Source organism: Streptomyces sp. NPDC004327, assembly GCF_042873935.1.
GTDB lineage: Bacteria > Actinomycetota > Actinomycetes > Streptomycetales > Streptomycetaceae > Streptomyces.
Genome location: NZ_JBIAME010000011.1, coordinates 82,258 through 96,318, shown reverse-complemented (window position 1 = coordinate 96,318; position 14,061 = coordinate 82,258). Strand labels below are relative to the sequence as shown.

13 protein-coding genes are annotated in these 14,061 nt (G+C 71.2%); 9 read left to right on the top strand and 4 right to left on the bottom strand.

Going from position 1 to position 14,061, the window contains the following annotated elements:
- Positions 1-95 precede the first annotated feature (95 nt).
- Positions 96-800, bottom strand: coding sequence for a glycerophosphodiester phosphodiesterase (locus tag ACFYU9_RS32145; RefSeq protein ID WP_389347149.1), 705 nt, complete (start codon positions 798-800; stop codon positions 96-98).
- A gap of 37 nt (positions 801-837) precedes the next feature.
- Positions 838-1,863 carry an adenosine deaminase gene (locus tag ACFYU9_RS32140; RefSeq protein ID WP_389209037.1) on the bottom strand — a complete coding sequence of 342 codons (1,026 nt, stop codon included), beginning with the start codon at positions 1,861-1,863 and terminating at the stop codon, positions 838-840.
- An 85-nt stretch (positions 1,864-1,948) separates the two neighbouring features.
- On the opposite strand from ACFYU9_RS32140, the gene ACFYU9_RS32135 reads away from it, so the two are divergent.
- A complete protein-coding gene (locus ACFYU9_RS32135) occupies positions 1,949-2,593 on the top strand; it encodes a DUF4190 domain-containing protein (protein ID WP_389347147.1) in 645 nt (214 codons plus the stop codon).
- 149 nt (positions 2,594-2,742) lie between these two features.
- Here ACFYU9_RS32135 and ACFYU9_RS32130 read toward each other — a convergent pair whose 3' ends face one another.
- On the bottom strand, positions 2,743-3,285 hold the full coding sequence (locus ACFYU9_RS32130) for an NADAR family protein (protein ID WP_389209041.1): 543 nt from the start codon (positions 3,283-3,285) through the stop codon (positions 2,743-2,745).
- A gap of 175 nt (positions 3,286-3,460) precedes the next feature.
- Here ACFYU9_RS32130 and ACFYU9_RS32125 point away from each other — a divergent pair, with 175 nt between their 5' ends.
- From ACFYU9_RS32125 to ACFYU9_RS32090, 8 genes are all read left to right on the top strand, one after another.
- Entirely contained in the window at positions 3,461-4,975 is a 1,515-nt protein-coding gene (locus ACFYU9_RS32125) for a gamma-aminobutyraldehyde dehydrogenase (RefSeq protein WP_389347145.1), read from the top strand.
- 63 nt (positions 4,976-5,038) lie between these two features.
- A complete protein-coding gene (locus ACFYU9_RS32120; RefSeq protein WP_389209045.1) occupies positions 5,039-6,286 on the top strand; it encodes a spermidine/putrescine ABC transporter substrate-binding protein in 1,248 nt (415 codons plus the stop codon).
- A 54-nt stretch (positions 6,287-6,340) separates the two neighbouring features.
- Positions 6,341-7,510, top strand: coding sequence for an ABC transporter ATP-binding protein (locus ACFYU9_RS32115; protein WP_389209047.1), 1,170 nt, complete (start codon positions 6,341-6,343; stop codon positions 7,508-7,510).
- On the top strand, positions 7,507-8,439 hold the full coding sequence (locus tag ACFYU9_RS32110; protein ID WP_389347142.1) for an ABC transporter permease: 933 nt from the start codon (positions 7,507-7,509) through the stop codon (positions 8,437-8,439). The genes ACFYU9_RS32115 and ACFYU9_RS32110 overlap by 4 nt, the downstream gene beginning before the upstream one ends.
- On the top strand, positions 8,439-9,233 hold the full coding sequence (locus ACFYU9_RS32105) for an ABC transporter permease (RefSeq protein WP_389347140.1): 795 nt from the start codon (positions 8,439-8,441) through the stop codon (positions 9,231-9,233). Before ACFYU9_RS32110 ends, ACFYU9_RS32105 begins: the two co-directional genes overlap by 1 nt.
- A 54-nt stretch (positions 9,234-9,287) precedes the next feature.
- Positions 9,288-10,715: an NAD(P)/FAD-dependent oxidoreductase gene (locus ACFYU9_RS32100; protein WP_389209052.1), complete on the top strand. Its 1,428-nt coding sequence runs from the start codon at positions 9,288-9,290 to the stop codon at positions 10,713-10,715.
- A 135-nt stretch (positions 10,716-10,850) separates the two neighbouring features.
- Complete coding sequence (locus ACFYU9_RS32095; protein ID WP_389209240.1) at positions 10,851-11,363, top strand: hypothetical protein; 513 nt, start codon at positions 10,851-10,853, stop codon at positions 11,361-11,363.
- 90 nt (positions 11,364-11,453) lie between these two features.
- Positions 11,454-13,283 (top strand): chitinase, encoded by a 1,830-nt coding sequence (locus ACFYU9_RS32090; protein ID WP_389347138.1) that lies wholly within the window; start codon positions 11,454-11,456, stop codon positions 13,281-13,283.
- Here ACFYU9_RS32090 and ACFYU9_RS32085 read toward each other — a convergent pair.
- Positions 13,249-13,983 carry a phosphatase PAP2 family protein gene (locus ACFYU9_RS32085; protein ID WP_389347136.1) on the bottom strand — a complete coding sequence of 245 codons (735 nt, stop codon included), beginning with the start codon at positions 13,981-13,983 and terminating at the stop codon, positions 13,249-13,251. The two genes, ACFYU9_RS32090 and ACFYU9_RS32085, sit on opposite strands and share 35 nt — an antisense overlap.
- Between the last annotated feature and the right edge of the window lie 78 nt (positions 13,984-14,061).

Here is a 14,061-nt window from a genome sequence, read left to right as displayed (position 1 = left end):
CGGATGGGCCTCCCACCAGGACCGCAGCCCCCGGAGCCGCCATGTCCCCGGTATCCCCGCTCTTCCCGGTGTCCCGCGTGTTCCCGCTGTCCCCGTCAATCCCCGTGTCCCCGTCGCAGTACGGCGGACAGCGTCTCGACCCGGTTGGTCGTGATCGAGTCGACGCCGTCGCGGATCAGCTTACGCATGGAGCGGCGGGTGTCCGGCGTCCACACCGACACCAGCAGGCCGTCCCGGTGCACCCGCTCCACCAGCTCCCGACTCGCGAGCCCGAACCGGTAGTTGAGCCACCGCGGGCGCACGACGTCGAGCAGCATCCGGCGCGGCGGCGCCAGCGAGTTCCAGGTCAGCGCGATCTCCGCGCCCGGGTCCGCCGCCCGTACGTCCAGCATGGCCGCGCCGCCCGCGCAGTAGTAGACGCGCTCGGCCGCGCCGCACTCGCGGACCGTGCCGACGATTCGGCGGACCGACGCCGCGTCGGCTCCCGGCAGGTCCAGCATCAGCCGGTGCGTGCCGGCCGCGATCAGCGCCTCGCGCAGCGTCGGCACCGCGCCGTGGGTGCCGCCCGCGGTCAGCCCGGTCAGCTCCGTGTGGGTCAGCGAGGCCAGCGTCCGGTCGTGGCCCCAGAGCCGCTTCAGGGTGTCGTCGTGCAGCAGCACCGGCACCCGGTCCTTGGTGAGCCGGACGTCGACCTCCACCGCGTCCGCGCCCCGCCGGATCGCCGACAGGATCGACGGGACGGTGTTCTCGCGGACGCGGTAGGGGTCGCCGCGGTGGCCTACGACAGTGACGGGGTCCATGGCCCCATTCTGCTGGCGTCCGGCCGCCGCCGGGGGCTCAGCGCGCCAGCCACTGCTCGGTGTACGTGTCGATCTCCTCGACGAGGAGCGCCTTGCCGGCCTCGTCGAGGAACGACGCCTCCACCGCGTTCTTCGCGAGCGCGGCCAGACCGCGCTCGTCCAGGCCGAGGAGGCGGGCGGCGACCGCGTACTCGTTGTTCAGGTCCGTGCCGAACATCGGCGGGTCGTCGCTGTTGATCGTCACGAGCACGCCCGCGTCCACCATCTGCCGGATCGGGTGGTCCTCCAGGCGCTCCACCGCGCGCGTGGCGATGTTCGACGTCGGGCACACCTCCAGGGCGATCCGGTGCTCGGCGAGGTGGGCGAGCAGCTCCGGGTCCTGCACGGAGCTGGTGCCGTGGCCGATGCGCTCCGCGCCCAGCTCGTTGATGGCGTCCCAGACGGTCTGCGGGCCCGTCGTCTCGCCCGCGTGCGGGACCGAGCGCAGGCCGGCCGCGCGGGCGCGGTCGAAGTACGGCTTGAACTGCGGGCGCGGCACGCCGATCTCCGGGCCGCCGAGGCCGAACGACACCAGGCCCTCCGGGCGCAGCTCCACCGCCAGGCGCGCGGTCTCCTCCGCCGCCTCGAGGCCCGCCTCGCCGGGGATGTCGAAGCACCAGCGCAGGATCACGCCGAGCTCGGCCTCGGCGGCCTTGCGGGCGTCCTCGATCGCGGCCATGAAGGCGTGCTCGTCGATGCCGCGGCGGGTGGAGCTGTACGGGGTGATGGTCAGCTCGGCGTAGCGGATGTTCTGCCGGGCCATGTCCCGGGCCACCTCGAAGGTGAGCAGCCGGACGTCCTCCGGCGTGCGGACCAGGTCCACGACGGACAGGTAGACCTCGATGAAGTGGGCGAAGTCCGTGAACGTGAAGTAGTCGGCGAGGGCGTCCGGGTCCGTCGGAACCTTGGAGTCCGGGTGACGGGCGGCCAGCTCGGAGACGATCCGGGGGGAGGCGGAGCCCACGTGGTGCACGTGCAGCTCGGCCTTGGGCAGTCCGGCGATGAAGGAATGCAGGTCGGTCATCGGGTCATGGTAGGCCGGGCCGCCCCGGCAGGGTCCGCTGTCAGGGCGAGGTCGTAGCATGGCGTGACCACGATGGGGGAGGCCCATGTCCGAGAACCATGACCAGCCGGTGGACCCGTGGGCTCCGCCCAACCAGGACGGCGTCGAACTGAGCAAGCCCGCACCCGCGACGCCTCCGACGCCCGCGCCCGGTGATCCGTCGGTGCACAACCAGCAGACCGTCGTCTCGATGCCCGGCGCCGAGCTCCCGCCGCCGCCCGTCGCGCCCGGCGGCGCCTTCGGCTACCCGGCCCCGGCGACCCCGCCGGCCGGCGCGCAGCAGCCCGGATACGGCTACCCGGCGCCGACGTCCGCGTACCCCGCCTACGGCGCGAGCGGCTACGGGCAGCCGGGCTGGGGCCCGCCCACCCCGTCCAACGGCATGGGCACCGCCTCGATGGTGCTCGGCATCATCGCCGTGGCCGGCTTCTGCCTGTGGGGCTTCGGCGCGATCCTCGGCATCCTGGCGCTGATCTTCGGCATCATCGGCCTGAAGAAGGCCGGACGCGGCGAGGCGACGAACCGAGGCATGGCGATCGCGGGCGTCGTCCTGGGCTCGATAGGCATCCTGGTCAGCGCCGCGTTCCTGACGCTGATGATCGTGGCCATCAACAACGCCCCGGAGACCTCGCACTCCTCGTACGACAGCGATCCGTTCGACACCAGCCTGGTGGTCGGCGGACAGCGCTAGGGCCTGCCCGGCGGATCAGGGCCGGGGCCGCGACGCCTGGCACGGCGCCTGGCGCCCAGGGCCCGTCCGGCGGAGCGCGGCCGGGGCCGCACCCGATCCGCCGCCCTCGCCCCGGCGCGCCGCGCGAGGGCGAGGGCGGGGCCGTGGGCTCACCGCAGCCGCTCCCGCGCCTCCATCAGCGCGAAGCCCAGCAGGTTCTCACCCCGCCAGCGCTCCGGGTCCGCGGCGCGCGGGTCGTCCGCCGCCAGGCCGATGCCCCAGACGCGGTCCAGCGGGCTGGCCTCGACCAGGACACGGGAACCCGTACCGACGAGAAAGGCGCGCAGCGCCGCGTCGGACGCGAACTTGTGCACGCTGCCCGCCACGACGAGATCGAAGCGCTCGCGCCGCCAGACCTCCTCGTCGAAGGCGCGGACCAGACGGCCCTCCTTCTTCGCCTGTGCCGGGGACGGCGCCGCGAGGGCCGCCCGCTCCGCCTCCTCGTCGCCGAAGAGCCGCGCCTTTCCCGCCATCATCCAGTGCTCCGCGGTCGCGTACCGCACGCCGTCCACCACGAACGGTGACGGCCACCACTGGCTCAGACAGCTCGCCGAAAGCTGCCCGTCAGGGCGCGGACGGTGGCCCCAGAAGTGCAGCCACTTCAGCTTCTCCCCGCGTTTGACCTGCTCCTTCAGTTCCCCGAGATCTCTCATGCACGCCACCTTTTCACCCGCCACGGACACTCCGTACGGCAATTTCCCGCCGCTCTCGACACTTGGTCGACCGATTCCGTCGCGTAACCAAAAGGCAACAACGGAATCCCTTGTTGAGCCTCTAGTGCTCTGTCAGGATCGGCACTCAACTCGAGCTGGAACAACGGAGAGCGTCATGGGCAACCGCTTCCAGGTGTCGGATCGCTTCGCGGACGGCGCGCAGTACATCGGGGGGCGGCTCCGCCCCGGAAACTCGGAGCAGGACCACACCGTCATCGACCCGGCGACCGGGGACGGAGTCCTCACCTACCGGCTCGCGTCCACCGCCGACGTGGACGCGGCCGTCGGGGCCGCCACGGCCGCCTTCCCCCAGTGGGCGGGCGCGACACCAGGCGAGCGGTCGGAGGCGCTGCACCGCTTCGCCGGGGTGCTCGCCGAGCGGGCGGAGGACTTCGCCCGGGTCGAGTCGCTGCAGTGCGGCAAGCCCATCAGGCTGACGACCGAGTTCGACGTGCCCGGCACCGTCGACAACACCGCGTTCTTCGCGGGCGCCGCCCGGCACCTCCAGGGCCAGTCGGCGGGCGAGTACTCCGGCGACCACACCTCGTACGTGCGCCGCGAGGCCATCGGCGTGATCGGCTCGATCGCGCCGTGGAACTACCCGCTGCAGATGGCGGCCTGGAAGATCCTCCCGGCGATCGCCGCCGGCAACACGATCGTCCTGAAGCCGGCCGAGCTGACCCCGCTCACCTCGCTGATGTTCGCCCAGGCCGCGAGCGACGCCGGCATCCCGGACGGTGTCGTCAACATCGTCAACGGCGCCGGCCGGACCGCCGGCGAGCACCTGGTCGGACACCCGGACGTCGCCATGACCTCGTTCACCGGCTCCACGGGCGTCGGCAAGCGGGTCGCGGAGATCGCGACCTCCACAGTCAAGCGGCTGCACCTGGAGCTGGGCGGCAAGGCCCCGTTCGTCGTCTTCGACGACGCCGACCTGGAGGCCGCCGCGCACGGCGCCGTCGCCGCCTCCCTCATCAACAGCGGGCAGGACTGCACCGCCGCCACCCGCGCGTACGTCCAGCGGCCGCTGTTCGACGCCTTCGTGGCCCGGGTCGCGGAGCTCATGGAGACCGTGCGGCTCGGCGACCCCTTCGACCCGTCGACCGACCTCGGGCCGCTCGTCAGCCACGCCCAGCGCGACCGGGTGGCCGGCTTCGTGGAGCGGGCCCGCGGCTACGCGACCGTCGTCACCGGCGGCGAAGCCCCTGGTGGCGAGCTGAAGAACGGCGCATACTACCGTCCCACCCTGATCACCGGAGCCGCGCAGGACAGCGAGGTCGTGCAGTCGGAGATCTTCGGACCGGTCCTGGTGGCCCTGCCCTTCGACGGCGACGAGGAGGGCATCCGGCTCGCCAACGACACCCCGTACGGGCTCGCCGCCTCCGCCTGGAGCCGCGACGTGTACCGGGCGAACAGGGCCACCCGGGAGATCAAGGCCGGCTGCGTCTGGGTCAACGACCACATCCCGATCATCAGCGAGATGCCCCACGGCGGCTACAAGGCCTCCGGCTTCGGAAAGGACATGTCGGCGTATTCCTTCGAGGAGTACACGCAGGTCAAGCACGTGATGTACGACAACACCGCGGTGGCGGCCAAGGACTGGCACCGCACGATCTTCGGGGACCGATAGCAGCCGCCCGACCAGCGGCACCGAACCCATCCCGAAAGGGCCCATCCCGAAAGGGCACAGCGCATGGAGCAGTACGAGTCCGACAGCCTGTCGGCCGCCCAGCTGGCGGCGATACGGCGCAGCCTCACCAGCGGCAGGGGCGCCCTCAGCCGCCGTTCGGTGCTGCGTGCCGGCGGCGTCGGAGCGCTCACCGCAGGCGGCCTCGCCGGCCTGAGCGCCTGCGGCATCCCGCCCGCCAAGCGGGAGGGCCAGGGACCGGCGTCGACGGACTTCTCGGCCAAGGAGAGGACGGTGAACTTCTCCAACTGGACCGAGTACATGGACGTCAGCGACGACGAGAAGCACCGCCCGACCCTCGAGGCGTTCGCGAAACGGACCGGCATACAGGTCAAGTACACCGAGGACATCAACGACAACGTCGAGTTCTTCGGCAAGATCAAGCCGCAGCTCGCGGCCGGCCAGGACACCGGCCGCGACCTGATCGTCCTCACCGACTGGCTGGCCGCCCGCGTCATCCGCCTCGGCTGGGCCCAGAAGCTCGACGCGGCGAACCTCCCCAACGCCTACGCCAACCTGTCGCCGCAGTTCCGCCGCCCCGACTGGGACCCGGGCCGCTCCTACTCGTACCCCTGGACCGGCATCTCCACCGTCATCGCCTACAACCAGAAGGCGACCGGCGGCAGGAAGGTCGACTCCGTCACCCAGCTGCTCGACGACCCCACGCTCAAGGGCCGGGTCGGCTTCCTCACCGAGATGCGCGACTCGATCGGCATGACCCTGCTCGACCTCGGCAAGGATCCCGCCACGTTCACCGACGCCGACTACGACGCCGCCATCGGCCGGCTCCAGAAGGGCGTCGACACCAAGCAGATCCGCCGCTTCACCGGCAACGACTACACCGCCGACCTCGACAAGGGCGACATCGCCGCCTGCCTCGCCTGGGCCGGTGACATCATCCAGCTCCAGGCTGACAACCCGGACATCAAGTTCGCGATCCCGGCGGCCGGCTACATCACCTCCAGCGACAACCTGCTGATCCCGGCCCAGGCCCGGCACAAGACCAACGCCGAGAAGCTCATCGACTACTACTACGAGCTCCCGGTGGCCGCGCAGCTCGCCGCGTACATCAACTACGTGTGCCCGGCCGACGGCGTGAAGGACGAACTCGCCAAGATCGACCCGGCCCTGGCGAACAACACGCTGATCGTCCCCGACAAGGCGATGACCAGGAAGTCGCACGCCTTCCGCTCGCTCAGCAGCGCGGAGGAGACGGCGTACGAGGAGAAGTTCGCCAAGCTCATCGGCGCCTGACGGCCCGGCCCCGCACGCCCTCCCCTCTCATCGAAACCTCCGGGACCTCACCCCATGACTGACAAGACTGCTCACACTGAGAAGAACTCTGGCGGCGGCGACGTCCGTCTCACCGGCATCAGCAAGTCCTACGGCGCCTTCACCGCGGTCCACCCGCTGGACCTGACCGTGCCGCAGGGCTCCTTCTTCGCCCTCCTCGGCGCCTCCGGCTGCGGCAAGACGACGACGCTGCGCATGATCGCCGGCCTGGAGGAGCCGAGCACCGGCACGGTCTTCCTCGGCGACCGCGACGTCACCGACCTCCCGCCGTACAAGCGGCCGGTGAACACGGTCTTCCAGTCCTACGCGCTCTTCCCGCACATGGACATCTACGAGAACATCGCCTTCGGTCTGCGCCGGCGCGGCATCAAGTCGGTGAAGAAGCAGGTCGACGAGATGATCGACCTCGTCCAGCTCGGCGAGCACGCCCGCAAGAAGCCGCACCAGCTCTCCGGCGGCCAGCAGCAGCGCGTCGCCGTCGCCCGCGCGCTCATCAACCACCCGCAGGTGCTGCTCCTCGACGAGCCGCTCGGCGCCCTCGACCTCAAGCTGCGCCGCCAGATGCAGCTGGAGCTCAAGCGCATCCAGACCGACGTCGGCATCACCTTCGTGCACGTCACCCACGACCAGGAGGAGGCCATGACCATGGCCGACCAGGTCGCGGTCATGAACGGCGGCCGGGTCGAGCAGCTGGGCGCGCCCGCCGACCTCTACGAGAACCCGCAGTCCACCTTCGTCGCCAACTTCCTCGGCACCTCCAACCTCATCGAGGCCGACGTCGTCGAGACCGGCGGCGACGTGCTGGCCACGGCCGGCGGCGGCAAGCTCCGGGTGCCCGGCGACCGCTGTACGGACGCCGTCCGCACGGGCGGCAAGGTGCTCGTGGGCGTGCGCCCCGAGAAGATCTCGCTCACGCACGCGGACGACGCCGGCGAGATCGCCGACGGCCGCAACAAGGTCACCGGCCGGATCGTCGAGTCGTCCTTCATCGGCGTCTCCACGCTCTACGTGGTGAACTCCCCGGCCGGCGCCGAGCTCCAGGTCTACGAGCAGAACATCGAGCGCGACTCCCGCCTCGTCCCCGGCGCCGAGGTCGTCCTGCACTGGAACCCGGCCCACACCTTCGGCCTCGACGCCGCCCAGGACATCGACGCCGGCGTGGAGACGGTGGAGGACGCCGCATGAGCGCCACCCTCGTGAAGGAGGAGGCGGCGGCGCCGGCCGGCGAACCGGTCCTCCGCAAGCCCTCCACCCGCAAGCGGCTCGTCCCGTACTGGCTGCTGCTGCCCGGCATCGTCTGGCTGCTCGTCTTCTTCGCGCTGCCGATGGTCTACCAGGCGTCGACGTCCGTGCAGACCGGCTCCCTGGAGCAGGGCTTCCAGGTCACCTGGCACTTCCAGACCTACTGGGACGCCTTCCAGGAGTACTGGCCGCAGTTCGTCCGCTCGCTGCTCTACGCCGGCACCGCCACGCTGCTGTGCCTGCTGCTCGGCTACCCGCTCGCGTACCTCATCGCCTTCAAGGCCGGCCGCTGGCGCAACCTCGTCCTGGTCCTCGTCATCGCGCCGTTCTTCACCAGCTTCCTCATCCGCACGCTGGCCTGGAAGACGATCCTCGCCGACGGCGGCGCGGTCGTCGGCGCCCTCGACGCGCTGCACGTCCTCGACGTCACCGACTGGCTCGGCTGGACCGAGGGCAGCCGGGTGCTCGCCACGCCGATGGCGGTGGTCTGCGGCCTCACGTACAACTTCCTGCCGTTCATGATCCTGCCGCTCTACACCTCCCTGGAGCGGATCGACGGCCGGCTGCACGAGGCCGCGCGGGACCTCTACGCATCCCCGGCGACCACCTTCCGCAAGGTGACCTTCCCGCTGTCCATGCCGGGCGTCGTCTCCGGCACGCTCCTCACCTTCATCCCGGCGAGCGGCGACTACGTCAACGCCGAACTGCTCGGCTCCACCGACACCAAGATGGTCGGCAACGTCATCCAGTCGCAGTTCCTGCGGGTCCTGGACTACCCGACGGCCGCCGCCCTCTCGTTCATCCTCATGGCGATCGTGCTGCTCATGGTCACCGTCTACATCCGCCGTGCGGGAACGGAGGACCTGGTCTGATGCGCTGGATCCGTCGGAACCTCGTCGTCATCGCGGGCCTGCTGACGCTCGCGTACATGATCCTGCCGAACGTCGTCGTGATGGTGTTCTCGTTCAACAAGCCGAACGGGCGCTTCAACTACGCGTGGCAGCAGTTCTCCCTCGACGCCTGGAAGGACCCCTGCGGCGTCGCCGACATGTGCGGCTCGCTGTCGCTGTCGCTGCAGATCGCCGCCTGGGCCACGCTCGGCGCCACGATCCTCGGCACGATGATCTCGTTCGCGCTGGTCCGCTACCGCTTCCGGGCGCGCGGCGCGATCAACTCGCTGATCTTCCTGCCGATGGCGATGCCCGAGGTCGTCATGGCCGCCTCGCTGCTCACCCTGTTCCTCAACATGGGCGCGGAGCTCGGCTTCTGGACGATCCTCATCGCCCACATCATGTTCTGTCTGTCGTTCGTCGTGACCGCGGTCAAGGCGCGCGTGATGTCCATGGACCCGCGCCTGGAGGAGGCCGCCGGCGACCTCTACGCGGGCCCGGTGCAGACCTTCCTGCGGGTCACGCTGCCGATCGCGGCGCCCGGCATCGCGGCCGGCGCGCTGCTCGCCTTCGCGCTCTCGTTCGACGACTTCATCATCACCAACTTCAACGCGGGCTCCACCGTGACCTTCCCCATGTTCGTCTGGGGCTCGGCGCAGCGCGGAACCCCCGTTCAGATCAACGTCATCGGCACGGCGATGTTCGTCATCGCGGTACTGGTGGTCGTGGCCGGGCAGATCATCACGAACCGGCGCAGGAAAACAGCAACAGCCTGAAACAGCGCCCGGCCGGCGGACGCCGCCGGCCGGGCACCGAAGGAGTTGGAAACCATGGCCCCAGTCGCCATGCGTCTCGCTGCACAATCTCTCTCCGACGCCCAGCCCGTCCCCTTCTGGCTGGAAGACCCCGGCAAGCCCGGAGCCCTGCCCGCCCTCACCGGCACCGAGCGGTGCGACCTGCTCGTCATCGGCGGCGGCTACAGCGGCCTCTGGACCGCCCTCCTCGCCAAGGAGCGCGACCCCTCCCGGGACGTGATGCTGATCGAAGGCCGCGAGGTGGGCTGGGCCGCCTCGGGCCGCAACGGCGGCTTCTGCGCCGCCTCCCTCACCCACGGCTTCGGCAACGGCCTGGCCCGCTGGCCCGGGGAACTGCCCAAGCTGGAGCGCATGGGCAGCGAGAACCTCGACGCCATCGAGGCCGCCGTCGCCCGCTACGGGATGGACTGCGACTTCGAGCGCACCGGCGAGATCGACGTGGCCACCGAGCCCTACCAGGTCGACGAGCTGCACGAGGTGTACGAGGAGGCCGGCCGGCTCGGTCTCGCCGACGGCCTCACCTTCCTGGACCGCGACGCGCTGCGCGCCGAGGTCGACTCGCCGACCTTCCAGGGCGGCCTGTGGGACCGGCGCGGCGTCGCCATGCTGCACCCGGCGAAGCTGGCCTGGGGCCTCAAGCGGGCCTGCCAGGACCTCGGCGTGCGGATCTTCGAGAACACCCCGGCGCTCGACCTGGTGTCGGCGGGCGGCTCCGGCGGCGGCATGGCGGTGCGCACCCCGTACGGCCGGGTCGCGGCCCGTCAGGTCGCCCTCGGCACCAACGTGTTCCCGTCGCTGGTCAAGCGGCTGCGGCACTACACCGTCCCGGTCTACGACTACGCGCTGATGACCGAGCCGCTCAGCCCCGAGCAGCTGGCCTCGATCGGCTGGCACAACCGGCAGGGCCTCGGCGACAGCGCCAACCAGTTCCACTACTTCCGGATCACCGCCGACCACCGCATCCTGTGGGGCGGCTACGACGCGGTCTACCGCTTCGGCGGCAAGGTGCAGGCCGAGATGGACCACCGCCCCGAGACGTACCTGAAGCTCGCCCAGCACTTCTTCACCTGCTTCCCGCAGCTGGAGGGGCTCCGCTTCAGCCACGCCTGGGGCGGCGCGATCGACACCTGCTCGCGCTTCTCCGCCTTCTTCGGCACCACCCACCAGGGCAAGGTGGCGTACGCGGCGGGCTACACGGGCCTCGGCGTGGGCGCGACCCGCTTCGGCGCGGACGTGATGCTCGACCTGCTCGCGGGGGAGCGGACCGAGCGCACCGAGCTCGACATGGTCCGCTCCAAGCCGCTGCCGTTCCCGCCGGAGCCGATCGCGTGGGCGGGCATCGGGCTGACCAAGTGGTCGCTCGCGCGGGCCGACGAGAACGGCGGCCGGCGCAACCTGTGGCTGAAGACCATGGACAAGCTGGGCCTCGGCTTCGACAGCTGACGCCAGCCGATTCCATCGAATGTGACTCACATCACATCCAATGGAGGGTGAACCCGCGTCATAGCCGCGAGCTCGCCTCCTCTCTCCGTGTGGACACCGCGCCGGGCGGGTCCGCACGGAGAGGGGATTGTGACGATGAACGCCTCGGGGAGCTCGGGCACTTCGGACGCCACCAGGGCCGCGGTGGAATGGCTGGCGTCGGCCGCGCCGGATCCCGACGCCTGCCGCTTCGAGTGGGAGCGCAATCCGCACGGGATCGCGCTGCTGCCCGCCGGGCGCCGCTGGGACGTGCTGATCCTGCCGGCCGGGCTCGGCCACCCCGCGCTCGACGTGCTCACCCGGCTGGTCGACCGGCCCGGCCCGGTCCTGGCCGACTTCGGCGATGCCCGGCTGGGCTTCTTCGTGCCGCCGGGCACCGCCGCCCGCTGGCTCGGCACCGGGGTGCGCGGCGCCGGCGCCGGCACCTGGATCGTCGTCCCGTACCCGGGCCGTGCGGCCGGCGGGGTGCGCTGGCTGGTGCCGCCGGACGCGGCGGGCACGCTCACGGACGCCGCGCTGCTCGAACTGGCGATGCACGAGGCCGCGGGCCGACTGGCGCGCCGGGAAGGGGCGCGGGGCGGATCACGAGAGGGGACGCGGGAGGGGTGACGCGTCGGCGGTCAGAGGTCTTGACCACTTGATTGGTCTGGACCATGCTGTGGCGCGCTCCACTCGATTCCCCCACCCCCGGAGGCAGTTGTGGACCGCTCCCTTCCCCGCGCCCTTCCCCGCTCCAGACCCCTCACCTATGTCCTGGCCGGCGTGCTCGCCGCCGGCGGCCTCGCGGCGCTGACCCCCCTCGCCCGCGCCGCCGACACCGAACTCGCCCGCAACGGCGGCTTCGAGTCCGGCCTGGACGGCTGGAGCTGTACGGCGAACAGCGGGGCCGTCGTCACCTCCCCCGTGCACGGCGGGACGAAGGCCCTGCAGGCGACCCCGGCCGGCAGTGACAACGCCCGGTGCGCCCAGACCGTCACCGTGAAGCCGAACTCCACGTACACGCTGAGCGGCTGGGCCCGCGGGAGCTACGTCTACCTCGGCGCCTCCGGCACCGGCACCACCGACGTCTCCACCTGGACGCAGTCCGCCCCCGACTGGCAGCGGCTCGCCACCACCTTCACCACCGGCGCCTCGACCACCTCGGTGACGATCTACACCCACGGCTGGTACGGCACCGGCGCCTACCAGGCCGACGACCTGTCCCTGCTCGGCCCCGGCGGCGACCCCGTGCGGATACCCGCGACCCCCACCGGCCTCACCGCCGGCACCGCGACCGCCACCACCGTGCCCCTCGCCTGGCCGGCGGTCACCGGCGCCGACGCGTACCGCGTCTACCAGGGCGGCACCCTCGTCGCGACCGTCACCGGCACCTCGTACACCGCGACCGGACTCACGCCGAGCACCGCGTACAGCTTCCAGGTCTCGGCCGCCAACAGCGCCGGCGAGTCCGCGAAGTCCACCGCCGTCACCGCCACCACGACCTCCGGGGGCGGCGGTGGCGGAGGCGGTCAGCTGCCCGCGCACGCCCTCGTCGGCTACCTCCACGCGAGCTTCGCCAACGGCTCCGGCTACACCCGGATGGCCGACGTGCCCGACTCCTGGGACGTCATCGACCTGGCCTTCGGCGAGCCGACCTCCGTGACCTCCGGCGACATCCGCTTCACGCTGTGCCCCGTGACGCAGTGCCCGAACGCCGAGTCCGAGGCCGACTTCAAGGCCGCCATCAAGGCCAAGCAGGCCGCCGGCAAGAAGGTCCTCATCTCCATCGGCGGCCAGAACGGCCAGGTCCAGCTCGCCACCACCGCCGCCCGCGACACCTTCGTCTCCTCCGTCTCGAAGATCATCGACGACTACGGCCTCGACGGCCTCGACATCGACTTCGAGGGCCACTCGCTGTCCCTGCAGACCGGCGACACCGACTTCCGCAACCCCACCAGCCCGGTCGTCGTCAACCTGATCGCGGCGGTGAAGACCCTCAAGGCCAGGTACGGCGCGAAGTTCGTGCTGACGATGGCCCCGGAGACCTTCTTCGTCCAGCTCGGCCACCAGTACTACGGCTCCGGCCCCTGGGGCGGCCAGGACCCGCGCGCCGGCGCCTACCTCCCGGTCATCCACGCCCTGCGCGACGACCTCACCCTGCTGCACGTCCAGGACTACAACTCGGGCTCGATCATGGGCCTCGACAACCAGTACCACTCCATGGGCGGCGCCGACTTCCACATCGCCATGACCGACATGCTCCTCACCGGCTTCCCGGTCGCCGGCAACCCCGACCGCGTCTTCCCGCCGCTCCGCCCCGACCAGGTCGCCATCGGCCTCCCCGCCTCCACCCAGGCCGGCAACGGATACACCACCCCGGCCGAGGTCACCAAGGCCCTCGACTGCCTGACGAAGAAGACCGGCTGCGGCTCCTACCAGACCCACGGCAGCTGGCCGGCCCTGCGCGGCCTGATGACCTGGTCGATCAACTGGGACCGCTACGACAACGGGGAGTTCAGCCGGAACTTCGACGCGTACAGCTGGAGCTGACGAAAAGGATCAGCACGCCGAGGCAGAGACTGGCGAGCACGTCGAGCGGCCAGTGATAGCCCCGCAGGATCAGCCCGGTGCCCGTCACCGCCGTCAGCACGGCGGCGACGGGCACCAGCCGCGTCGACACCAGGAAGGCCGCGCCGAAGTACGCCACCATCGCCGTCGCCGTGTGGCCGGACGGGAAGTAGCCGTGCGCCCAGGGCTCCAGCGGGCCCGGGCGGGCCGTCCACGTCTTCAGCGGGACGATCAGGAGGGGGACGGCGGCCATCGCCAGGCCCGCGTACAGGGCGGCGAGCCGGCGGCCGCGCCACACGGCGTACGCCATGGCGCAGCCGAGGACGGGCAGGGCGACCGTCATGTTGCCGAGGTCGGAGGCGGCCTCGCTCAGGCCGCGCGGAACGGTGTCCACCAGGGCGCGGGAGACGCGCTCGTCGAGGCGGGCGAGAGGGCCGTGGACCAGGACCTGCCAGGTGGTGACGGCGAGGACGACCAGCGCCCAGAAGACAGCCGACCGCCCCGGAACAGGGGGGGTGGTTCCGGGGCGGTCGCCTTGACCGGGCTGCCGCGCGCCCCGGGGGGTGTGGGGCGGGCGGCCATCCGATCGGTGAGGAGTTCCGGAGCCCAGGGCTCCAGTGGTGTGCGCTGCGGCACGGTTCGGGCGGGGCTGGGGAGGCTCCGCCCGGGGTGTTTCTCTCATCTGAAGGAACCGTACGGTACGGAACAGGGGACCGACAGCGGGAACCCCATCCCGCCATCGGCCCCCCACAGCTTCTTC